Source organism: Streptomyces sp. NPDC001450, from assembly GCF_053597295.1.
This window is the reverse complement of the sequence record NZ_JBSFHY010000006.1, coordinates 257,214-279,630: the sequence shown is the minus strand read 5'-3', so window position 1 is coordinate 279,630 and position 22,417 is coordinate 257,214. Positions and strand designations below refer to the sequence as shown.

The 22,417-nt window shown below is 73.1% G+C and carries 19 protein-coding genes and 1 pseudogene; 7 read left to right on the top strand and 13 right to left on the bottom strand.

Going from position 1 to position 22,417, the window contains the following annotated elements:
- Positions 1–192 precede the first annotated feature (192 nt).
- The 3 genes and pseudogenes from ACWC5O_RS09095 to ACWC5O_RS09085 all read right to left on the bottom strand — a co-directional run bounded on the left by ACWC5O_RS09095 (position 193) and on the right by ACWC5O_RS09085 (position 1,946).
- Positions 193–480, bottom strand: a complete 288-nt coding sequence (locus ACWC5O_RS09095) for a metal-sensitive transcriptional regulator (protein WP_450585572.1) — start codon at positions 478–480, stop codon at positions 193–195.
- A 236-nt stretch (positions 481–716) separates the two neighbouring features.
- Positions 717–1,178: pseudogene (locus ACWC5O_RS09090) on the bottom strand (FAD-binding domain-containing protein); the annotation flags it as partial.
- Between the two features lie 51 nt (positions 1,179–1,229).
- On the bottom strand, positions 1,230–1,946 hold the full coding sequence (locus ACWC5O_RS09085; protein WP_450585574.1) for a deoxyribodipyrimidine photo-lyase: 717 nt from the start codon (positions 1,944–1,946) through the stop codon (positions 1,230–1,232).
- 367 nt (positions 1,947–2,313) lie between these two features.
- Here ACWC5O_RS09085 and ACWC5O_RS09080 point away from each other — a divergent pair, with 367 nt between their 5' ends.
- Positions 2,314–3,564: an NAD(P)/FAD-dependent oxidoreductase gene (locus tag ACWC5O_RS09080; RefSeq protein WP_450585576.1), complete on the top strand. Its 1,251-nt coding sequence runs from the start codon at positions 2,314–2,316 to the stop codon at positions 3,562–3,564.
- Positions 3,565–3,809: 245 nt separating this feature from the next.
- On the opposite strand, the gene ACWC5O_RS09075 is transcribed toward ACWC5O_RS09080, so the two are convergent.
- Genes ACWC5O_RS09075 through ACWC5O_RS09055 form a run of 5 tightly spaced genes read right to left on the bottom strand, consistent with a single transcriptional unit; the run spans position 3,810 to position 9,705 of the window.
- Positions 3,810–4,622 carry an SDR family NAD(P)-dependent oxidoreductase gene (locus ACWC5O_RS09075; RefSeq protein ID WP_450585578.1) on the bottom strand — a complete coding sequence of 271 codons (813 nt, stop codon included), beginning with the start codon at positions 4,620–4,622 and terminating at the stop codon, positions 3,810–3,812.
- On the bottom strand, positions 4,573–5,580 hold the full coding sequence (locus ACWC5O_RS09070; protein WP_450585580.1) for a DUF5914 domain-containing protein: 1,008 nt from the start codon (positions 5,578–5,580) through the stop codon (positions 4,573–4,575). Before ACWC5O_RS09070 ends, ACWC5O_RS09075 begins: the two co-directional genes overlap by 50 nt.
- Complete coding sequence (locus ACWC5O_RS09065; RefSeq protein WP_450585582.1) at positions 5,577–6,608, bottom strand: phytoene/squalene synthase family protein; 1,032 nt, start codon at positions 6,606–6,608, stop codon at positions 5,577–5,579. Before ACWC5O_RS09065 ends, ACWC5O_RS09070 begins: the two co-directional genes overlap by 4 nt.
- Entirely contained in the window at positions 6,605–8,371 is a 1,767-nt protein-coding gene (locus ACWC5O_RS09060) for a phytoene desaturase (protein WP_450585583.1), read from the bottom strand. The genes ACWC5O_RS09065 and ACWC5O_RS09060 overlap by 4 nt, the downstream gene beginning before the upstream one ends.
- Positions 8,368–9,705, bottom strand: coding sequence for a polyprenyl synthetase family protein (locus ACWC5O_RS09055; RefSeq protein WP_450585584.1), 1,338 nt, complete (start codon positions 9,703–9,705; stop codon positions 8,368–8,370). Before ACWC5O_RS09055 ends, ACWC5O_RS09060 begins: the two co-directional genes overlap by 4 nt.
- Positions 9,706–9,938: 233 nt before the next feature.
- Between ACWC5O_RS09055 and ACWC5O_RS09050 the strand changes: the two genes are divergently transcribed.
- The 5 genes from ACWC5O_RS09050 to ACWC5O_RS09030 all read left to right on the top strand — a co-directional run bounded on the left by ACWC5O_RS09050 (position 9,939) and on the right by ACWC5O_RS09030 (position 15,095).
- On the top strand, positions 9,939–11,219 hold the full coding sequence (locus tag ACWC5O_RS09050) for a lycopene cyclase family protein (RefSeq protein ID WP_450585586.1): 1,281 nt from the start codon (positions 9,939–9,941) through the stop codon (positions 11,217–11,219).
- Complete coding sequence (locus ACWC5O_RS09045) at positions 11,216–11,944, top strand: class I SAM-dependent methyltransferase (protein WP_450585588.1); 729 nt, start codon at positions 11,216–11,218, stop codon at positions 11,942–11,944. Before ACWC5O_RS09050 ends, ACWC5O_RS09045 begins: the two co-directional genes overlap by 4 nt.
- Positions 11,941–13,518: an FAD-dependent oxidoreductase gene (locus ACWC5O_RS09040; RefSeq protein ID WP_450585589.1), complete on the top strand. Its 1,578-nt coding sequence runs from the start codon at positions 11,941–11,943 to the stop codon at positions 13,516–13,518. Before ACWC5O_RS09045 ends, ACWC5O_RS09040 begins: the two co-directional genes overlap by 4 nt.
- A 200-nt stretch (positions 13,519–13,718) precedes the next feature.
- Positions 13,719–14,153 (top strand): SDR family NAD(P)-dependent oxidoreductase, encoded by a 435-nt coding sequence (locus ACWC5O_RS09035; RefSeq protein ID WP_450585591.1) that lies wholly within the window; start codon positions 13,719–13,721, stop codon positions 14,151–14,153.
- A 99-nt stretch (positions 14,154–14,252) separates the two neighbouring features.
- The gene (locus ACWC5O_RS09030) at positions 14,253–15,095 is read left to right on the top strand and encodes an RNA polymerase sigma factor SigF (RefSeq protein WP_450585593.1); all 843 of its coding nucleotides are present in this window, start codon (positions 14,253–14,255) and stop codon (positions 15,093–15,095) included.
- Between the two features lie 683 nt (positions 15,096–15,778).
- Here ACWC5O_RS09030 and ACWC5O_RS09025 read toward each other — a convergent pair.
- Entirely contained in the window at positions 15,779–16,630 is an 852-nt protein-coding gene (locus tag ACWC5O_RS09025; protein WP_450585594.1) for a YihY/virulence factor BrkB family protein, read from the bottom strand.
- A gap of 449 nt (positions 16,631–17,079) precedes the next feature.
- Between ACWC5O_RS09025 and ACWC5O_RS09020 the strand changes: the two genes are divergently transcribed.
- Positions 17,080–17,250 (top strand): hydrophobic protein, encoded by a 171-nt coding sequence (locus ACWC5O_RS09020; protein ID WP_450585595.1) that lies wholly within the window; start codon positions 17,080–17,082, stop codon positions 17,248–17,250.
- A 440-nt stretch (positions 17,251–17,690) separates the two neighbouring features.
- Here ACWC5O_RS09020 and adh read toward each other — a convergent pair whose 3' ends face one another.
- From adh to ACWC5O_RS09000, 4 genes are all read right to left on the bottom strand, one after another.
- The gene (adh, locus tag ACWC5O_RS09015; RefSeq protein ID WP_450585597.1) at positions 17,691–19,214 is read right to left on the bottom strand and encodes an aldehyde dehydrogenase; all 1,524 of its coding nucleotides are present in this window, start codon (positions 19,212–19,214) and stop codon (positions 17,691–17,693) included.
- 57 nt (positions 19,215–19,271) lie between these two features.
- Complete coding sequence (locus ACWC5O_RS09010) at positions 19,272–20,579, bottom strand: GAF domain-containing protein (protein WP_450585598.1); 1,308 nt, start codon at positions 20,577–20,579, stop codon at positions 19,272–19,274.
- A gap of 78 nt (positions 20,580–20,657) precedes the next feature.
- Complete coding sequence (locus ACWC5O_RS09005; protein WP_450585600.1) at positions 20,658–21,260, bottom strand: N-acetylmuramoyl-L-alanine amidase; 603 nt, start codon at positions 21,258–21,260, stop codon at positions 20,658–20,660.
- Between the two features lie 62 nt (positions 21,261–21,322).
- Complete coding sequence (locus tag ACWC5O_RS09000; protein ID WP_450585602.1) at positions 21,323–22,336, bottom strand: acetamidase/formamidase family protein; 1,014 nt, start codon at positions 22,334–22,336, stop codon at positions 21,323–21,325.
- Positions 22,337–22,417 lie beyond the last annotated feature (81 nt).

Genomic DNA, 22,417 nt, shown 5'->3' with positions numbered 1-22,417 from the left:
ACGCCGTTGGGTGCCTGAGGCGGCTCAGCTGTCCGCGCCGGCCTGGGTGAGCAGGGCAGCAGCAGGTCGAGGCCGAGGCGCACGGTGCGGTCGTAACGCATGGCGACGGCCTTTCTCAACGGCGCGCACGGCGCGGGACGGGTGCCCGACCGGGAGCGAGGTACCCCGGACGGACCGCCCGACGGGAATTCCTCACGCCAGAGACAGGAACAGCTTCTCCAGCCGCGCGCGCATCGCCTCCGTGTCCTCACCGTTCTTGCGGCCGGACTCGATGTCCGCCACGCACTGCTGCAGGCCGGTGGCGATGATCGCGAAACCGGCTCGGTCGAGCGCTCGCGAGGCGGCGGCCAGCTGGGTGACGACCTCCTCGCAGTCCCGCCCCTCTTCGATCATCCGGATCACCCCGGAGATCTGGCCCTGCGCCCGCCGCAGCCGGTTCAGCACGGCCCTCAGGGACGTGCCCTCAAGCTCCAGTTCCACGATCGCTCCTCGATAAATACCCCTAGGGGTACTGTACGTCCCAGTTCTGGAGGTTGGCGACCACCGCCAACTCGAGGTCGGTCCTGGTGGCTGTACGAGTGTGGACGGCGCGAGGCGATGGCCGGCTGGGCGGCGCGGCGCTGCCCGGAGGGTTCCGGCGGTGGTATCAGGCATCACCGCCGACGTGAGCGACATCAGGCCGCCTCGCAGAACAGAGCCGATCACGCAGTGCCACTTCAGGAGCGCCCCCGGGCCCGCTTGAAGCGGTCCAGGCCCTCCGCCAGGGACACCAGCGGCTCGGGGTAACCGGCCCTCGCACGCTCCTGTGCCGGAAGCTTCCATGGCTCGTGCAGGGGCGTCCCCTTCACGTCCGCCAGTCCCTCCACCCAGCGCCGCACACATGCTCCGTCCGGGTCGTACCGCTTGCCCTGGGTGACGGGGTTGAGGACCCGGTTGGGCCGGGTGTCGGTGCCCGTGCCGGCCATCCACTGCCAGTTCAGCTGGTTGTTCGCCATGTCGCCGTCGACCAGCAGGTCCAGGAAGTGCCGGGCGCCCACCCGCCGGTCGACGTACAGCGTCTTGGTGAGGAAACTCGCGGGCAGCAGCCGGCCCCGGTTATGCATCCAGCCCTCGTGGCGCAGCTGCCGCATCGCCGCGTCCACCACCGGGTAGCCGGTGCGGCCCTCCCGCCACTCCTCGGCGTCCGCCTCCGCGTCCCTTCCGCCGAGCCACCGGCCGCGGTGGGTGCGCTAGTCGAGTGCGGCGGCGTCGGGGCGTGCGGCGAGCACCTGGCGGTTGAAGTCGCGCCAGGCGATCTGCCGTACGAACGCCTCCGCGCCCGCGCCGCCGGCCCTGCGGGCCCGGTGCACCACCTCGACCGGCGACAGCGTGCCGAAGTGCAGGTGGGGGGAGAGCCGGGAGGTGGCGTCGCCCGCCAGGTCGTCGTGCCGTTCCTCGTAGGCGTCCACGCCGGAGCGTAGCCACGCGGTGAGCCTGCGCCGCCCCTCCGTCTCACCGCCCGCGCACAGCGCCGGCGACACGCCGCCCACGTCACCGTGCCCGGCGCCACGGCGGTGCTCACCGTGTCGTGCACGTACAGGCGCCGCCCGTCGGCCTCCAGCGCACGGCGCAGCCACCGTTCGCGCGCGTGCGCGAAGGCGCCTCACGTCGCCCGCCATGTGCACTTCGCCGGCGTCCGCCTCGGCGGCCACCCGGTACACCTCCGTGACCGTGTCGCCCTCGCGCAGCACCAGTCGGCCGCCCCGCTCCCGCAGCCGTGCGTCCAGGTCCCGCAGGCAGTCGGCGAGGAACGCGAGCCGGTTCGGCGCGGCGAAACCCGCTCCGTCCACGGACCGGTCACGCACGAACAGGGGTACCACCTGGCCCCCTCCGTGCAGGGCCGCGCGTAGCGGCGGGTGGTCCGTCAGGCGCAGATCGCAGGTGAACACGACGACCGAGGTCCGCATGGGGCTCACTTCTGCTTCCGATGGGGTCACTCTCGGATGGTTTCGGCCCGTCGGCCCGTGCCGGATGCGGCGGGTCCGGCAGTCCCCCGTTCGGGTGCGGGCGCATCCGCGGCGGCGGCCGACGGGGAAGTAGCTAGGGGAAGACGTCAGGCGCCTGTGAAGAAGGTGGCGTCGTCACCCCGCCGACGGGCCCCGCGGAATCCGTTGTGCGCTTCGGCGAGCCGCCCGAGCCCTCGACGGGCGTACGCGGCTGTGCGGGTGATGTGGCGAGTGGCGTGCCTCCAGGCCCTCGGGGCAGTGGGGAGCACGCCTGGCGTCGCGCGGCAGGCGCCACTCGGCGGCAAGCCCTTGAGAGCGAGGAGAGGTGGTGGCCGTGGCGGGTGGATCCGTGGTCGCGGACGTCGTCGTGGTGGGTGCCGGGGTGGCGGGGCTGGCGTGTGCCCGCGACCTGGCCGCCGCCGGGCTGTGCGTCAGGGTGCTGGAGGCGGGCGACGCGGTGGGCGGGCGGATGCGGACCGACCGCCTGGACGGCTTCACGGTGGACCGCGGCTTCCAGGTCGTCAACCCGGCCTACCCGCAGCTGCGCCGCCGCTTGCCCGCCCGCTTCCTCGACCCGCGCCCCTTCCTGCCGGGGGTCCTGGTGCACACCGGTGACCGGCGCGTGCTGCTGGCCGACCCGCGCCGCCGCCCCGACGCGGTGGCGTCGCTGCTGTCCGGGCGGCTCGCCCGGCCGCGCGACCTGGCGGCGCTGGCCGCGCTCGGCGCCCGCGACGCGCTCGCCCCGGCCCGTACGCTCAAGCACGCGCCCGAACGCACCACCGGCGCCGCCCTGGCCGACGCGGGCTTCTCCGACCCGTTCGTGGAGGGCTTCTTCCGGCCGTTCCTCTCCGGCGTCTTCCTCGAGGATTCCATGGAGACCTCCAGCCGGGTGTTCCACCTGGTATGGCGCAGCATGCTGCGCGGCGCGCTGTGCCTTCCGGCCTTCGGCGTGCAGTCCGTCCCGCGCGCCCTGGCAGCGGCCCTGCCCGAGGGCACCGTAGGGCTCGGCACACCGGTGGCCCGGCTCGCCGGCCGGGGGGTGGTCACGGCCGACGGTACGGAGCTGCCGGCGCGCGCCGTCGTCGTGGCGACCGGTGCCGGCGCCGCCGCACGGCTGCTGCCCGGCCTGGACGTCCCCGGCCACCGCACGGTCACCACGTACTACCACGTCGCCCCGGGCTCCCCACTGCGCCGTCCCGTCCTGCTGGTCGACACCCGCCGCCGCGTACTGAACACCTGCGTCCTCAGCGATGTCGCGCCCGAGTACGCCCCGCACGGCAGTGCCCTCGTCGCCACCTCAGTCCTGGGCGGCCACACCGAGCCCGTGCGGGCGGCTGCGGTCGCGGCCCTGTCCGAGATGTACGGCACCGACGCCACCGCCTGGGACCTGCTGGTCGCGCGCACCGTCGAGAACGCGCTGCCCGCCATGCCGCCGCCCTGGCCGCTGACCCGAACCTGCCGCACCGGGCCCGGCCGCTACGTCTGCGGGGATCACCGCGGCACGGGTTCAGTCCAGGGCGCGCTCGCCTGCGGCGCGCGGGCGGCCCGGGAGGTGCTGGAGGACCTCGGCGGAAGCTGAGAGCGAAACGCGGCTCTCACCACTCCGTGCCTGCCGCTCTCCTAAGACAGGCAGGGCACCGTCGCCGAACGCGTGCTCCGCCGTCCGTCGCGTCGCCGCTCACCCTGCGGCCCGGTCCGGTCGGCCCGGGAGAGGAAGGGATGCCGGCTCGGGAGAGGACGGGAACCGGCGCCGGCTCGGGTGGATGCCGCAAGCCTCGCTCGGAGTGACGGCGAGCGGGCGGCACAACGTCGTACGGGCGGCTCTCACGGGCCGGGCGTGCCCCGCCGGCTCACCCGATGGCGAGTGCAGTGACTATCCGGTCCACGGCCTCGCCGACCGTCAGGCCGCGCGGCACCAGGGGCGGGTCCCCCACGACCCCGCGCGGCGAAACGCGACTCCACATGGGGCAGCCGGATGTCGAGCACGGTCACTCCGGTGCGCCGCTGCTCGCGGCGCACGGCGACGAGCCAGGCCGCCGACGCCGCCTTCGCCGCCGCGTAGTCGGCCATGCCCGCCGGCGGCGCGTCCACCACGTCACTTGTGACGGCTGCCAGCACGCCCGGCCTGGGCACCCGGCCGAGAGCGGCGCGCAGAACGGCGAGGGGAGCGAGGGCGTCGACCGTGAACAGGTGCTCGGCGACCGCGTCGGGCACCGAAGACCGCCCGTCCGAAGCCGGCCACACCCGCACAGACGACCACCGCGTCGAGGCCGCCGAGCGTGTCGGCCGCCCAGCGCGGGGCGAGGGCACAACGGTCCAGGTCGTAGGCGTCGAACCGGAGACGGGGCGCGCCCCGCACGCCACCGACACGCGGTGCAGGGCCTCGCGGTCGCGTCCCGCCGGAGCGAGCCGGGCACCGCCCCGGTGCAGCCGGACGGCCGGCGCCGAGCCGATCGCACCGGTGGCCCCCGGCAGCAGGGTGTCTGGGGCGCCACCACCGCGAGCCGGCGCGGAGCGATACCGCCGTGCCGCCCTCGACCGGTGATCGCCCGGTTCGAGGACGGCCTCGGGAGCCCCCGTTCGCCGCTCAGCCCGGGAAGCGGCCCGTGGCCCGCAGCTGCCAGCGCCGCTCGGCATAGGCCAGGTCGTCCCGCCACAGCCGCCCGGCAGCGGCTCGCACCAGGGGACGCAGCAGCGGTGCGGCCCGGCGGGCGGCGGCGAAGCCCGGACGGTGCGAGGCGGCGACCACCGCCTCGACGACGGCGGTACGGGGCCGGCCGGCCTCGTCCGTGCCGAGCGGCGTTGCATGGGTCTCCACGACGGACCCCGCGCCCTCGCCCTCGGTGATGTGCATGACGACCGTGCGCGGTTCGGGCGCGGTGAAGACGGCGCGGACGGGCACGACCAGCTGGCCCGCCACCTTGAAGGACACGTCGACGGTCAGGGCGTCCGCGCCGTCGTCCACCGCCCCGGCCGGGCCGCCGGGCGCGTCCACCACCGTCAGGTCGACGAACGAGTACGGGTGGAACCATGCCCCGTGCCACGGATCGAGCCGGTTGGCCACCACGTCCTCGGGCTCACAGACGCCCACGCCGGTGTAGACGGCCGTCAGGGCGCGCGCGGGATCGGGCCGCCGCGGTACGACCGGTGCGTCCAGCGGCTCCTCGCCACCCACCGCGTCCAGCCGCGTCCACACCAGCACCCCGTCGTCGTGCACCGGCAGCGGTGACCAGCCCGCGTACGGGCCGCCGTCCAGGGCCAGTCCGTGCCAGTGGCACACCAGCGTGCCGCAGCGCACCGGACTGTCCCGCAGTGGTGCTCCCAGGTGCGGGCATATTCCCGGTCCGCCGACGAGGCGCCCGTCGGGCCCTCGCCACACCACGACCTCCTGCCCCGCCACGGTCCGCGCCAGCTTGCCGTCCCCCCGCAGGGCACGGGAGGCGCCGACGACGTACCAGTTCCCGGACGGGCGGGCCTGCGCCCGCTTCAGCGCTCCGGCGATCACCCCGGGCCGCGCCTCGCGCCAGGTGGGCCGCTGCCCCTCCCAGGGCACGGCATGGCGGCGCAGCGACAGTGGCAGGCGACGGTGGATCACGCGACCTCCTCGGCGGAGCGGACGGCCGTGGCCGGCGGGAGCGCGGTTGCAGGCAGGACGCGGGAGCAAGCGGGCGGCCGGTGTCCGGGACCGGTCCGCGCACGCAGCCGGGCCGCCGCCACCCGGACCAGCCCGTCGGCGGCGACCACCGCTCTGCGCCGTCGCGGCACCACCGACCGCCAGTGCAGCACGGCGTAGCCGTCGCGGGCGACGGCGTCCAGGATGCCGCCGTACAGGACGGCCGCCGTGCGGATGCAGGGCCGCGCCACCGGGTCGAGCAGTTCGATGCCGGGCACCGCCGCCCGGTACACGCCGCGGGTCAGCGCCTCGAACTCCCTGAGCGCGGCGGTGATCCGGCGGTCCGGGCGGCCCGTCACGCGGCTCCAGGTCAGCAGCTCCCGGTCCACGCCGTGACCGGCGAGCAGGTCGGCGGGCAGGTAGACGCGCCCACGGTCCAGGTCCTCGCCGACGTCCCTCAGGAAGTTGCTCAGCTGGAAGGCAACGCCGAGCGCCGCGGCGTACGGCGCGGCCTCCTCCCGCGGCACGACCGTGCCCAGCACCGGCAGCATCTGAAGCCCGATCACCGCCGCCGAACCGTGCATGTACGCGCGCAGGTCGGCGTAGGTGGGGTAGGCCGTCACGACCAGGTCGGAGCGCATCGCGGTCATGAAGTCCCGGAAGTGGGTGTGGTCGATGGCGTAGCGGCGGGCGGTGTCGGCGAGCGCGTGCACCACCGGTTCACCGCTGCCCTCCCGCCGCAGCCCCTCCTCCAGCTCCTCCTGGAGCCGGGTCAGCGCACGCACCCGCACATCCGCTCCGGCGCCGGGGTCGAGGGAGTCGACGATGTCGTCGGCCCAGCGGGCGAAGCCGTACAGGGCGTGCACGGCGGGTCGGCGCTCGATGGGCAGCAGCCGGGTGGCGAGGAAGTAGGTCCTGCCGTGCCGGGCGTTGAGGGCGCGGCAGTGGCGGTAGGCCGCACGCAGCGCCGGATCGGTGATCCTCGCCGCGTCCAGCTCTCGATCGGTCATCCTGTCCTGCCTTCGGTCGCGGGGGTCGTGGCGTCGTCCGAGGGACCTTCCGGCGCTGGGGGCCGCCATGCGGCAGCCGGGGAGTTCGGCGCGGAGGCCAGGGGCTCCTGCGCGGCGGTGAGGCGGTTGCGAGGTGCCTCCTGCGTTCGCGGGACGGCCGCCGGCTCCCGCCTGACGGCCCGTAGCACGGAGGGCACCGGGGAGCCCGCGGGGGCCGGGGCGCCGGTCCGCTCCGCAAGAGCGGCGGTCGCGGAACGGCGCGAGCGGGTGCTCCGCCGCCCGGGGACGCCCATGACGCGGGCCGCGGCCAGCTTCCCCGACAGCAGCACGGTCGGCACGCCGACGCCGGGCGTGGTGCCGCAGCCGGCCAGCACCGCGTTCTGCGTGCCGCGCACCAGGTTGCGCGGCCGGAACGGCCCCGTCTGCGCGAAGGTGTGGGCGGCCGAGAAGGGGGTCCCCGCGGCGTGTCCCTGGGCGTGCCAGTCGGCCGGGGTGATCAGGCACTCCTCCTCGATGGCGGCTTCGACGCCGTCCAGTCCGCGCCGCTCCAGCTCCCGCAGCAGCGTGTCCCGGTAGCGCGGGCCGAGGTCGGACCAGGCCGCCGCGTCCGGGCCGATGTCGGTGTTGGGGCAGGGCGCGAGGATGTAGTGCAGGTGGTGGCCCGGCGGCGCGAGGCCGGGATCCGTGGCGGTGGGACGGGTGACGAGCAGCGACGGGTCGCTCATCAGCCGTCCGGCGCGGGTGAGTTCGTCGAACGTGGTGTGCCACGCCGCGCCGAACGAGATTGTGTGGTGCGCGAGGCGGGGCCAGGTGCGGTCCGTGCCCGCGTGCAGCACGACCGCGGAGGGGGAGTGGCGCAGCCCGAGCGGTCTGCGCGGTCGGCGGCCGAGCAACTGGTAGGTGACGGGCAGGTCCGGGGTGAGGACGACCGCGTCGCACGGGATGCGGTCGGCGTCGGTGACGACGGCCGTGATCCGCTCGCCCGACCGCTCCAGGCGGGTCACCCGCTGCCCGAACCGCAGCTCGGCGCCGGCCGCGGCGGCCGCCTCCGCCATCGCTCGTGGCAGGGCGTGCATGCCGCCCCGGGGGAAGTACACGCCGGCGACGGTGTCCATGTACGCGATGACCGCGTAGGCGGCCAGCGCCCGGGCCGGGGGCACACCCGCGTACAGGGCCTGGAAGGAGAAGACCCGGCGCAGCCGCTCGTCGCTCAGGAAGCGGCCGATCCGGGAGTCCAGACGGCCGAAGCCGCCGAGGGCGGCCAGCCGGGCGAGATCGGTGCTGAGCAGACCGAGCGGCGAGTCGAAGTTGGCGTCGATGAACCGGCGGATCTGAGCCTGGTACAGCCGCTGAAGCCAGTCGCGCAGCCGCCGGTACCCCGCCGCCTCGGCCGCCCCGGCGAACCGCTCCACCTCCGCGGCCATCGCGTCCGCGCCGGTGTGCACGTCGAGGCTGCTGCCGTCCGCGAAGCAGGCCCGGTAGGCCGGGTGCAGGGGGATCAGCTCGACCCGTTCGTACAGGCTGTCGCCGACGGCGGCGAACGCCTCGTCGGCCAGGTCGGGCATGGTCAGCACGGTCGGCCCGGTGTCGATCCGGTAGCCGGCCAGGTCGAGGCGTCCGGCGCGGCCGCCCGGCAGCTCCTCGCGCTCGACGACGGTGACCTGGCGTCCGCCGCCCAGCAGGTGCAACGCCGCCGACAGCCCGGCGAGTCCGGCGCCGACGACCACCACATGGTCCGTGGGACCGGGCAGGGCGCGGGTCACCGGCCACTCCCCGTGCCGCCGCAGGCCCGAGCCGCGTACGGATCGGGTACGGGCCACAGACGCACGGCGGCGTCCCCACCCGGCCGTGCTCCGGCGGCCGCCAGCAGCAGACTGCGCAGCGGCCCGGCGCCCTCTGGGTCGAGCAGGGCACCGTCGAAGTGCAGCAACCCCTGCGCGGCGAGCCGGTCGATCTCGCTCTCCACGGTGGAGCGCGCCCCCGTGCCGATCAGCACGTCCCGCACCTCCTCCAGACCGCGCTCGGTGAGCGCCGCGTCACCGAGCCACCGCTCCAGCACGGCGAGCGCGGCGCCGTCCCCGACGGCCTCGGCCCGCGCACGGGCGACCGCGACCAGATAGGTGGGCTTGCCCTCCCGGATGTCGCCGCCGCACGCCTTGCCGGTCTCCCGCGGGTCGCCGAAGACGTCGTCCAGGTCGTCGCGCAGCTGGAACGCCATGCCGACACAGCTTCCGGCGTCGCACAGCCGGCGCAGCGTCACGTCGTCCGCGCCCGCCACTACAGCCCCCAGGGCGAGGGGCCGCTCCACCGAGTACAGGGCGCTCTTCAGGCGGGCGGCGCGCAGCGCGCGGGGCAGGGACCGCGCAGCGGTGATCTGGCCCTGCACGTCCAGGTACTGGCCCGCCACCATCTCCGTGCGCATGTCGCTCCACAGCCGCCGCACCACCACCCCCGTCCAGGGCGCCAGCGGTGTCTCCGCCACCAGATCGTCGGCCCAGGCCAGCGCCAGGTCCCCGGCGAGAACCGCCGCCGACTGCCCGAACCGCTCGGCCCGTTCGGAACCCACCCGGTCGGCATATCTGTCGCTCAGGTCCGTGTGCAGCGCGGGCCGGCCCCGCCGTAGCGCGGCCCGGTCCATCACATCGTCGTGGACGAGCGCGCACGTCTGGAGCAGTTCCAGCGCGCCTCCGATCCGCAGGGCCGCAGCCGCGGACGCCGGGTCCCGGCCGGCGCAGGCCCGCGAGGCCCACCACACCAGCTGCGCGCGCGTGCGCCTGCCACCCTGCAGAGTGAAGCGCGTCACCCGTTCGGCCAGTTCCTCGGCGAACAGGGGATCCGCCAGCCGGGCGCGGCGCAGGCGCTCCGCCAGCTCGTGGTCGAGCATCCGGCCGACGGCGCCGGGCACGTCGGCGTCGACCTCGTGCACCTCGGCGGACCCGTCGGGAAGCGGCCCGCTCGCCGCGGGGCGCGCCTCGGTCCTGTCATGTCCTTGCCCGTCGTCGGCCACCGGCCTGCGGGGAAGTGACGCCACGGGCGCCCCCGGGATCGGCCGCGGTGGCGCGGTCGCAGGGTGATACTTCGCGTGGGTGGGACGCATCCCGGTTCCCTCCGTCGTGTCTGTGTCCGTCGTTCCCGTCACCCATCCGCTTCGGCGCGGGCGGCGCGGACGGATGCGCGAACGCCCCATGCGATCGAGGCGACCACCGGGGAACCGCCCCCTCCACCGTGCCGTGTCCGGGGCTCGATCGCTCGCCGCCAGGGGGTGCCCTGCATCCGTAGGGGTACACAATCCGGAAAACCAGGCCAGGGCATCCGAGGAAGGGAGACGCCGTGCCGGAGACGGACGTGGCCGTGGTGGGTGCGGGCGCGGCCGGGCTGTCGCTGGCCCACCGGCTCGCCGAGCGCGTTCCCGGCCTGCGGACACCGTCCGTGGTGCTGGTGGACGCGCCGCCCGGCCCGCTGCGGCCACCACCACGGACCTGGTGCTACTGGGCGGCAGGACCTGGACGGTTCGACGCGGCGGTGCGGGCCGAATGGCAGCGACTGAGGGTGCGCCCGCGCACCGGCGCCCCGGTCGAGGGGGACATCGCCCCGCTGCGGTACCGCATGATCCGCTCCGACGACTTCGAGCGCCTGGTCTCCCGGGACCTGGCCCGCAGCCCCGACGTGCGGCGCCTCGAAGCGACCGTCGAAGCGGTGGAGGACGTGCCCGGTGGCGCTCACGTCCACCTGAGGGACTCCGACGGCCGGGCGCGGGTGCTGAGTGCCCGCTGGGTGTTCGACTCCCGCCCCCCTGGCAGTCTGCCGGCCGCCCGTACCACCCTGCTGCAGCACTTCCACGGCTGGTTCGTGCGCACCGCCCGGCCCGCCTTCGACCCGGCCGCGGTGGAGCTGATGGACTTCCGTACCCCGCAGCCCGCCCACGGCCTGTCCTTCGGCTACGTCCTGCCGACCGGGCCGTGCGAGGCGCTCGTGGAGTACACCGAGTTCTCCCTGCGCACCCTCACTCCGGACCGCTACGAAGCCGCCGTACAGCACTATGCCGACGAGGTGCTGCGGCTCGGCGAACGGCAGGTCCTGGCCACCGAGACCGGCGTCATCCCCATGACCGACGCGCCGATCCCCCGGCAGACCGGAGCCTCGGTCTTCCGCATCGGTGCCGCCGGCGGAGCGACCCGCCCCGCCACCGGCTACACCTTCGCCGGCCTGCAGCGCCAGACCAGGGCCGTCGCGGACGCCCTGCGCCGAGGGCGCCGCCCGGTGCCGCCCGCCGCCCACCCGGTGCGCTCCCGCGCCATGGACGCCGTCCTGCTGCGCGCCCTGGACAGCGGCCGGGTCGACGGCCCCGAACTGTTCAGCCGCCTGTTCGCCCGCGTGCCCATGGCACGGCTGCTGCGCTTCCTCGACGAAGGCACCCGCCCGCACGAGGACCTGTCCGTCGGCCTGCGTACGCCCGTCGGGCCGATGCTGCGCTCCGCCCTGGAGCTGCCCCGCCTGCCCCGCCGCCCCTTCGACCTGCCCGCGTCACCGCATCCGCCGGCGCGCGCCACCCCGCCGCTCCCCGCGCCGGACCCATCCGCCCCGCGCCTGCCCCCGACGGAGACCGCATGACGCTGCTGCGCGACGAGCACCTCGCCGCCGCCTTCGACCACGCCTCCCGCAACTACGACACACTCGTGGCCGCCAACCCCGGCTACCACGCCCACCTGCGCCGCTCGGTGCGCCGGCTCGGCCTGCCCGGACAGGGACAAGGGCTGCGCCTGCTCGACCTCGGCTGCGGTACCGGTGCCTCCACAGCCGCCCTGCGGTCGGTCCTGCCCGCCGCCGGCATCACGGCCGTGGACGCCTCGGCCGGCATGCTTCGGCGGGCCGCGGCCAAACCGTGGGCGGACGGGGTGACCTTCGTGCACGCCCCCGCCGAGCGGCTGTCCGAGGCCGGGGTGCGCGGCCCCTTCGACGCGGTGTTCGCGGCCTATGTCTTCCGCAACGTCACCGATCCGGACGCCGTCCTCGCCACGGTGCGCGGGCTGCTGCGGCCGGGCGGCCGGCTCGGCGTGCACGAGTACACCCTCCGCGGGCGGCGCGCCGACCGCGCGGTGTGGACGCTGGTGTGCCGGGGTCTCGTGCAGCCCGTCGCGACCCTGCTGGGGGACGGGCCGCTGTACCGGCACCTGTGGCGCAGCGTGGTGGAGTTCGACACCGCCGAGCGTTTCGCGCGGCGGCTCGGTGCGGCTGGCTTCGACCAGGTGCGCGCCCTGCCGCTGCCGGGCTGGCAGACGGGCGTCGCCCACACCTTCGTCGCCCGCCGGGCGTACGACAGCGGGGAGGACGCATGAGGACCCCACGCCAGGGCACCGCACGCCGGGGATGCGACCGGCGGGCCCGGATCCTGCCCGCCCGGCCGGGCGCCCCCCGGGTGGAGGGATCCCCGCCGTCGGTGGCGGTGGTCGGCGCGGGGATCGCCGGCCTGGCCGCCGCCACCGTGCTCGCCGAGCGCGGGGTGGCCGTCACCGTGTACGAGAAGCGGCCGTACCTCGGCGGGCGAGTAGGAGGATGGCCGACCGAGCTGCGCGACGGCACCACGGTGACCATGAGTCGCGGCTTCCACGCGTTCTTCCGCCAGTACTACAACCTGCGCGGACTGCTGCGCCGGACCGACCCCGGCCTGGAGCGGCTCACCGGCCTTCCGGACTACCCACTGCTGAACGCCGGTGGCCTGCACGACAGTTTCCGGCACGTCCCGCGCACCCCACCGCTCAGCGCTCTCGGCTTCGCGGCACTCAGTCCCTCCTTCCGGCTCGCGGACCTGCGCGCGATGAACCCGCTGGCGGCCCTGCCCCTGCTCGACGTGCGCGTGCCGGAGGTGTACGACCGCCTGGACGGCACCAGCGCCCACGACTTCCTGGACGCCGTGCGCTTTCCCGAAAACGCCCGTCACCTGGCCTTCGAGGTGTTCTCCCGCAGCTTCTTCGCCGATCCGCGGGAGCTGTCCGCGGCCGAGATGGCGCTGATGTTCCACATCTACTTCCTCGGCTCCGCCGAAGGGCTGTTGTTCGACGTGCCCCGTGCCCCCTTCCCGGCCGCCCTGTGGGACCCGCTCGCCGACTATCTGGCCCGGCACCACGCGGATGTGTGTACCGGCACGGCAGTTGAACACATCGCGCCCGCTGCGGACGGCGGCCTCGTGGTCGCCTCCGAGCGGGACGAGCGCCACCACGACGGGGTCGTCCTCGCCCTGGACTGCGCAGGGCTGCGTTCACTGGTCGAGCGCTGCCGACAGCTGGGCGACGCGCCCTGGCGCGAGCGGATCGGACGGCTGCGCACGGCCCCGCCCTTCCTGGTCAGCCGACTGTGGCTCGACCGGCCGGTCGCACCCGACCGGCCCGGCTTCCTCGGCACCAGCGGCTTCGGCACCCTCGACAACATCAGCGTGCTGGAACGCTACGAGGACGAGGCGGCCCGCTGGAGCGCGCGCAGCGGTGGGTCCGTCGTCGAACTGCACGCCTACGCCGTACCGCCCGGAGCCGCCCGGGCCGTCGAACAGAAGAGCCTCCTCGACCAACTGCACCGTGTCTACCCGGAGACCGGCACGGCAACGGTCCTCGACGCCCGCCACGCGTGGCACGACGACTGCCCCTTGTTCCCGGTGGACGGCTACGTCGAGCGCCCCACCGTCCGCACCCCGCACCCCCGACTGGTCGTGGCCGGCGACCTGGTCCGCACCGGTCTGCCCGTGGCGCTCATGGAACGGGCGGCGACGAGCGGCTTCCTCGCGGCCAACGCCCTGCTGGAGCGGTGGGGTGTGCGGGGGCAGACGCTGTGGACGGTGCCTGACCGCGGACGGAGCGCGATCCTGAGGGCCCTGGCCACATGGGGGCGGACGCCCGCCGTCCGCGGACGGTCGGGCTGAACGGCCCAGCGGGACCGGACCGGATCCCTCGGACCACATCCGCTCCTTCGGAGACGAGGACGCACAAGAGCCACGGGGGGAGAGAGATCCGTCGGCAGGAAGCTCAGAGCCATGAGGACGAGTGGACGAAGACTCGGCCGCCACGGCATCGACCGCAACCCCGGACCCGCACACCGGCACGTCACCGTTGTCGCGGACGCGTGGCCGTCGTCACCGGAGCCGCCCGCGGCACCGGCGCGGCCCTCGCCGCCGCGCTGTGCGAGGCCGGTGCGGGGGTGGCGCTGCTCGGCCGGAAGGAGGAGAGGCTGCGGGAGACGGCGGCCGTGCTGCCCCTACCCATCCTGTGTGTCGAGGCGGACGTCACGGATCAGGCCGCCTTGGTCGCCGCCGCACGCCAGGTCGAGGTACGTCTCGGCGCGGCCGATGTGGTCGTGGCCAGCGCGGGCATCGTGTGGCTGTTTCCTCCATCTCCCCGCCACCGCCGCGCCCATGATGAGCGCACAGATCGCTGTGCCATCAGGTTCGAGTCGGTCCCGACGAGATGGCCGTGGCCGACGCGGGCGCCGGACCGGGGTCTCGCGGTGGTCGAGGTGGAGGAAGTCGTCCGGACCCACGGAGAGCCGAGCGGGGGCTGACAGACCAGCCAGGAATGCCGGTCGACGGCAAGGGTAGGCGCGTGGTTGCCGGAGGACTGACCGGCGAGGACAAGGCCGAACGACCGGGAGGGGCGCACGATGCCGACGACGACCATGCGGACTGCTGAGCGAGCGGTGAACGTTCCGGAGATCGCGGAGCCTTCCAGGGTCGCGCCGAAGGACGCGCGGGAGATGTCGAAGCTGTTCTTCGACCAGTTGGCGGTGCTGGAGGAGGGCACGCCCGAGTACCAGTACGCGCGCAACACGCTGATCGAGATGAACATGTCCCTCGTCCGCTACGCGGCCGGCCGGTTCCGCAGCCGGGGGCCGGAGGAGATGGAGGACATCGTCCAGGTCGGCATGATCGGACTCATCAAGGCCATCGACCGGTTCGAGCTGTCCCGCCAGGTCGAGTTCACCTCCTTCGCCGTCCCTTACATCGTCGGCGAGATCAAGCGGTTCTTCCGCGACACCTCCTGGGCCGTGCACGTCCCGCGCCGGCTCCAGGAAGCCCGCGTCCAACTCGCCCACGCCCATGAGGAACTGCGCAGCCGACTGGGGCGGACACCCACGACTAAGGAACTCTCCGAGCTGATGAGCCTTCCGGAGAACGAGGTCGTCGAGGCCCAACTGGCCTCCAACGGCTACAAGTCGGCCTCCCTGGACGCGGCGATCAACAGCAGCGATGACGGGGAGGCGGCGCTGGCGGACTTCATCGGCAGTGAGGACGCCGCCCTCGGCCTCGTCGAGGACTTCCAGACCCTCGCCCCGATGGTCGCCGAACTCGCCGAACGCGACCGCAAGATCATTCACTGGCGATTCGTCGAGGAACTCACCCAAGCCCAGATCGGCGAACGTCTCGGCGTCTCCCAGATGCACGTCTCCCGGTTGATCTCCCGCCTCCTGGCCCGCCTGCGCGAAGGCATGCTCAGCACCGCCTGACGGTCGGGGTCCGGCTGCCGGACGGCAGTCCGGTGTCCTCGCGGAGCGGGGAGATGCTGGGCGTTTTGCCTCACTCCGCGAGGCCCTGCCGATGGGCACGACCTCGCAGCCGCGTGGTGCGGTCCGCAGGGTGATGCCCTCGAATCGAGTCGAACAAGGGTTCGTCTCGGCAGGGAGTCGCGTGAGTGCGGGCCGAGCTGGAGGCATCGTCGTTCGTCCGGAAGCGCTGCCGGCCACGGGACGGTCCACCATCGACCGCGCAGGGGGGCCGTATGACCGACGTCGCGGTGGCGGACGCCGAGAACAGCAAGCAAACCCAGCGGCCCCAAGTTCGCCGCTCCGGGTGGACGATGGCGGGTCTCGTTGGCAGCCTCCACCATGTGGGCGGGCCCCACCAGCGACGCGAAAAGGGCGGTGGACCGTCCGGGCAGGGCGCGGAGGTCCTTATTCCGCGCGGGGTATTTGCTGTCGATGCCAGGCCTGGCGGCCTCGCGAGGCTGCTGCTCCGGAACGCGCGTCATGCTCGACTACCCCTCACTCGGTATGCGCCGACGACGGGTGGGCGCCTTCACAGGCGAACCGAGCGGCCTGTTCGAGGATTCGTGGGGCGTCGGTGCGTGTGCGCCGTACCGCGTGGACCGGCCGGAGGGCACGGGCGGCCGCGCAGGTCCTGGAAGACCGGATCATTCCCCGTGCATGGGCTTCGCCAGCTCCGCGTTGAACTGGGCGCCCACCAAGAGGGCCAGGTTGGACAGCCACAGCCAGATCAGGAAGACCACGACGCCTGCCAGTGAACCGTACAGGCGGTGATAGGCGCTGACATGGGAGGTGTAGACCGCGAAGCCGAGTGAGACGGCCAGCAGGAGCAGTACCGCCAATGCTCCGCCAGGCGCCATCTTCCCGACAGGGCGGGAGGGCGCCGGGCCCGAACGGTACAGGACGAGCACCAGGGCGACGGCGACCGCGGCCACGACCGGCCACCGCAGTGTGTCCCAGGCGGTCTGCGGCCCGGTACCCAGATTCAGCGCCCGGCCAAGACGCCGGGTCAGGCTGCCGGTGAGCAGCAACGCAAGGGTCGACGTGAGCAGCAGGGAGATCAGGACGAGGGCGGTGGCGATGATGCGCGGAGCGGTGCGCCAGACCGGCCGGTGCGAGCTCGTCCGGTGCATGGCGTGCAACGCCCGGCGGAAGACGCTCAGATAGCTGGATCCAGACCACAGGGCCCCCGACCCTCCGAGGAGGACCAGCGTCCATGCCGTCGACGATTGTCCGGCCATCTGGCGCAGGGCGCTGCGCAGCAGAGCGCGGGACGCGACCGGAGCGGCCTGCGACATGCGGTCGATGACCTCCGGCTTGGCCGTGGGCATGGTCAGCCCCAGGATCGAGAGGATCACCAGCAGCAAGGGGAACAGGGCCAGGACCGCGTAATAGGTCAGCGCAGCGGCCCAGTCCGTGACGTCGTCGTTCCAGACGGCCACCGGAGTCCGGCGCAGTGCCGCCCACCATCGAGCCGTGCGACCGTCTGCATCGTCCATAACGCGGATGCTCTCACCCCCGGCCTCGGGCCGTCTCGTCCAGCACTACGATGCGACAGCGCCAGGTGGCGCGTGCCGGGTTACCGCGCCAAGCGCCTGCTCCCCGAGACGCCCTCCCAGTCACGCGCGGTGAACAGAGCCGTCGACACGTTCCACCGCGTCCGCCGGGGACTTGGGGGCACCGGCCCGATCACGGCCTGGGCGACGACCACGGACCGGAGGACGCCGGCACGGTGGAAGGTGAGGAAGTCGATTCGGCAGTTGAGGCAGGAGGTGGCGCCTGCGTGTCCGGCCCTCGGTGGCGCCCTGAGGGGCCTTCCCGGAATCATGCCGGGCAGGCCCCTTTTCGAATTCTCGAATGGGCCCCCGCATTCCCCGCACAAACAGAGCTTCGTCGGTGAATGGTGACAGAATTTCAGGGCAGGCGACTGTGTAGGAGGTTGATAGACATGGTTCCCCTGCTGCTGGTTCTGCTTCTCGCACTGCTCCTGTTCGGCGCTGGCTTCGCCGTCAAGATCCTCTGGTGGGTCGCCGTCGCCGTCCTGGTGCTGTGGCTTCTCGGCTTCGCCATGCGTTCCACCACCGCCGGTGGCGGCCGAGGCCGCTGGTACCGATGGTGATCTGACCCGCACGCGCCTCCACCGCGGGGCCCGGCCGACATGCCGGCCGGGCCCCGCGCGCATGCCTCACCTGGGGCCGTTCTCCGGGCGTATGTACTACGCGGCGATGCGGCCGGGGGAAGTCATTCACCTTCGTCGCGAGCAGTGCCATCTCCCCGAGACGGGTTGATGGAACGACGTGGGCGCGGGCACGGTATGCGCTCGCCGCGCGGGCCAGAGCATCGAGGTCCTCTTCCGGCACTACGCCAAGTTCTTGGACGGCGATCGGGTGCAGGCCAACCGCTGGGTTTGGTCCGTGACTGGTCCGGAAGAGCTGGTCGAGAACGGGTCGGCGGTGGGAGGAACGGGGAGTTACAACGTAGACGGGCTCCGTTCTGAGATGGTCCAGCGGGAGGCGCCTGACGGGCAAAAGCCCAGGTCAGGCGCCTTTCCTCGTGTCTCTAGAAGAAGCCGAGCTTCTTCGGCGAGTATGAGACGAGGAGATTCTTCGTCTGCTGGTAGTGCTCCAGCATCATCTTGTGTGTCTCGCGGCCGATACCGGACTGCTTGTAACCGCCGAACGCCGCGTGCGCGGGGTAGGCGTGGTAGCAGTTCGTCCAGACCCGGCCCGCCTGGATCGCGCGGCCCGCGCGGTACGCGGTGTTGATGTCCCGGGTCCACACGCCCGCACCGAGGCCGTACAGCGTGTCGTTCGCGATCTTGATGGCGTCGTCGAAGTCGTCGAACGAGGCCACCGAGACGACCGGCCCGAAGATCTCCTCCTGGAAGATCCGCATGCGGTTGTCGCCCTCGAAGATGGTCGGCTGGACGTAGTAGCCGCCCTTCAGCTCACCGTCGTACTCCACGCGTTCCCCGCCGGTGAGCACCTTGGCGCCCTCCTGCCGGCCGATGTCCAGGTAGGAGAGGATCTTCTCCAGCTGGTCGTTGGAGGCCTGGGCGCCGATCATCGTGTCGGTGTCCAAGGGGTGCCCAGGCTTGATCTGCCGGGTGCGGGCCACGGCCGCCTCGAGGAACTCCGCGTAGTTGCCGCGCTGGACGAGTGCCCGCGAGGGGCAGGTGCACACCTCGCCCTGGTTGAGCGCGAACATGGTGAAGCCTTCGAGTGCCTTGTCCCGGAAGTCGTCGTCGTGGGCCCACACGTCGTCGAAGAAGATGTTCGGGGACTTGCCGCCGAGCTCCAGTGTGACCGGCTTGATGTTCTCCGCGGCGTACTGCATGATCAGCCGCCCGGTCGTGGTCTCCCCGGTGAACGCCACCTTCGCCACCCGCGGGCTGGACGCCAGCGGCTTGCCCGCCTCCACGCCGAAGCCGTTGACGATGTTGACCACGCCCGGCGGCAGCAGGTCGGCGATCAGGCTCATCCAGTAGTGGATGGACGCCGGGGTCTGCTCGGCGGGCTTGAGGACGACCGCGTTGCCCGCGGCGAGCGCCGGCGCGAGCTTCCAGACGGCCATCAGGATCGGGAAGTTCCACGGGATGATCTGAGCGACCACGCCGAGCGGCTCATGGAAGTGGTACGCCACCGTGTCGTCGTCGATCTCGCCCAGCGAGCCCTCCTGCGCGCGGATGGCGCCCGCGAAGTAGCGGAAGTGGTCGATGGCGAGCGGGATGTCGGCCGCCAGCGTCTCGCGCACCGGCTTGCCGTTCTCCCAGCTCTCGGCCACCGCGAGGGGTTCGAGGTAGGCCTCCATGCGGTCGGCGATCTTCAGCAGTATGTCGGCGCGCTCCGCCGCCGACGTACGCCCCCACCCGGGCGCGGCGTCGTGCGCCGCGTCCAGCGCCCGCTCGACGTCCTCCGCGGTACCGCGCGCGATCTCGGTGAACGGCTGCCCGTTGACCGGAGACGGGTTCTCGAAGTACTGCCCGCGCATCGGCGGCACGTACGCTCCGCCGATGAAGTGGTCGTAGCGCGCCTGGTAGGAGACGATCGCGCCCTCGGTGCCGGGCGCCGCGTAACGGGTCATACTGGTCTGCCTCCCGGTGAAGCGCTGCCCGCCGTTGGGCAGCTTGCGGCGCTGAGGCTAGGCGCGCGGACGTTGCAAGTATGTTGCGCCGCCGCTCGGCACCGCTGTCCGGTGAGTCGGTACGGTCAGCTCGGCCTCCAGCGCCGAGAGCCGGGCCCGTACCGGCGCCGACGGCCGCACCGCCGCGAGGGCCCGCCACACCTCCAGGTCGTCCTCTCCCCACGGCGCATGCGCCCAGTCGGCGAGCAGATCGGGGTCACCGTGGGCGATCAGGGCCGCCCGCAGACCGTCGGCGAGGCGGTGCCGGAGCCGCACCACCGCCGGGGCCTGCGAACCCGGCAGCAGCGGGCCGGCGTAGGCCTCCACCGCGGACGTCAGCGCACCCGCCTCCAGCCGCCGCTCCACCACGCCGGCGTCGGACTCGACCGCCGCCGTCAGCCGGTACGGCCGTGAGGCGAACAGCCCCGGTCCCACCAGCCGCCTCAACCGGGCCAGTTCGGCACGCAGCGTCACCGGGGTCACCGACTCGTCCGCGTACAGCGCGCACAGCAGTTCGTCGCCGGTCAGTCCCTCGGGATGGCGACCGAGGAGGACCAGGATCTCGCTGTGTCGGCGACTGAGCCTGATCCGGTGGCCGTCCAGCCGGAGCTCGGCCTCGTCGCGGCCCAGCGCCCTCAGCATGGCGGTGTCCTCCGCACGCCGGGGCGGAGCGAGCAGCGCGAGCTGGGACTCGGCGGCCCGCGCCACCGCTTGCACGAAGCCCAGACTGTGCGGATGCGCCAGTCCGTCGCCGCCGGTGATGTCGACGGCGCCGAGGACCCGGCCGGTGTGCGGATCGTGCACCGGCGCCGCCGCACAGGTCCACGGCTGCACCCGCCGTATGAAGTGCTCCGCCGCGAACACCTGCACCGGCCGGTCCAAGGCGACCGCGGTACCCGGCGCGTTGGTGCCGACCGCCGTCTCCGACCAGCGCGCCCCGGGCACGAAGTTCATCCGGTCCGCCAGGCGCCGGGTCGCCGGATGTCCCTCGACCCACAGCAGCCTGCCGTGCGCGTCGCACACCGCCAGCAGATGCTCGCCGTCGGCGGCGAACGTGCCCATCAGCTCCCGGAACAGCGGCATCACCCGGGCCAGCGGGTGCTCGGCCCGATGGGCACCGAGGTCACCGTCGGTCAGCTCCACGCTCGCCGCGCCGTCCGGCCCCACACCGGCTTGCGCGCTGCGCCGCCACGACTCGGCCACCACGTTTCGCACCGGGCGCGGCACCGTGCCCGCCGTGGTGAACGTCTCGTGCGCCCGGCGCAGCACCCGGACTCGCTCGGCAGGGTCGGCCCCCGGCTCCAGGGCCACCCACGGATCGGTCAACTCGCCCTCCCCGGGAAATGAAATGGCTGGGACCATCGTCACGCGCCGTGTTCGCGCGGACAACCGGTTCGACGCCCGCTAGGCGAAATTGACCAGTCTGATGTAGCGGACCCAGTCCCAGTACGGTCCCGGATCGGTGTGGTCGGTGCCCGGCACCTGATAGTGGCCGATGATGTGCTCCCTGTCCCTGGGAATGCCGTACCTGGCACAGATGGCTGCCGTCAGCTGCGCGGACTGCTCGTAGAGGGCGTCGGTGAGGTAGGCGGGCTGGTCCACCCAGGCCTCGTGCTCGATGCCGATGCTGCGGGTGTTGTAGTCCCAGTTGCCCGCGTGCCAGGCGACGTCGGCCTCGTGCACGCACTGGGCGACGTGCCCGTCGGCCGAGCGGACCACATAGTGCGCGGACACCTTCTTCTGCGGGTTCTGGAAGACGGCCAGCGTGTCCATGTACGTCTCCTGCGTGACGTGGATGATCACGCGGTCGATGGTGTAGTCCTCGGGGCGGTCGGACGAGGTGTAGTTGCCGGTGGTCGCCGGCTGCCACTCGGCCGGAGGGTAGTCGACGGCTCCCTGCGCACCGGCGCGGGCGTCGGGGAGCAGCGAGTAGGGGACGGCGGCGAGAGCCGCGCCCTTCAGGATCCGTCGCCTGCTGAGCTGCGGTCCGGGCCGGTTCGTGTCCATGGTCGGCTGCCTTTCAGGAGCGGGTGTGGGGGCGTCACATGCCTGGTCGACTGATGCGGGTGTCAGCGGCCGAGCGTCCGCGCCGTCTCCCGCAGCCGCGCGTGCATGCCGCGGTAGGTCTCCCGAGCGGGCAGCCACTGCTTGCGGAGTTTGGCCACGCACGTGTAGTTGGTGTCGCACACGTTGGCCAACGGCGCTTCGACCGCCTGGGTTGCGAACTGATACGCGTCCAGCTCACTGAACCCGTAGTCGCGCACCAGCCACTGCACCAGGTCAAGCTGCGATATCCGGAACGCGTCCTCCAGCGGGCGCGCCGAGCCGGTCGAGATGAGATGCGTGTCCGATTCCAGCCGGGGCCAGGGCGTGGCGACGTCCTTGAGGAGGTCGACGATCACCACGGTGTTCATCGCGCACTCCACGGCGACCCCGCAGGTCTCGCCCTCGCCCTGCCGCGCGTGCCCGTCGCCGAGACTGAGCAGGGCGCCCTCGACATTGACCCCCAGATAGCAGGTGACGCCGGCCCGCATCTCGGGCGTGTCCATGTTCCCGCCGTGCGCGTCCGGGACCAGGGCCGAGCGCACCTCCAGGTTGGCCGGGGCCACACCCACCGTGCCGTGCATCGGGTCGAGGGGCAGTTCCAGCTCGAGGTCACTGTCCTGCGCGCGGAAGAGGGCGGTGCGCCGGGTGCGGTCGAGCTGCCAGATCCAGACCCGCTCCGGCAGCGGCGGCTGCAGCGCGGCCGTGGTGTGCGTCGAGGTGAGCGCGCCGAACAGGGGGACCGTGGTCGACGCGGCCCAGTCCCGGGCCGGTTCGACGGACACGAAGTGCACGGCCACGGTGTCGCCGGGCTCGGCACCCTCGATGTGGAAGGGGCCGGTCTGCGGATTGAGGAAGGGAAACTCGCAGACCTCGGAGACGAGGTCCTTCTCCGACCGCACCCGGCCTGCGAAACAGTCCTCGGTGTAGAGGTCGAGAACCGTTCCTGGTTCGATGCGGGCCACCGGGGGAGCACCGCCGAACGTCCAGGCGTACTCGTCCGGTTCCGGGCGCACGGTCAGGATGCGGGGGTCGGTCATCGCGGCGTCGGTCCTCTCGGCGCGTCGGGCATGAGGTAAGAATCGGTCCCCGTCAGCCTCCCGGTGGGGCGGCTCGCCGGT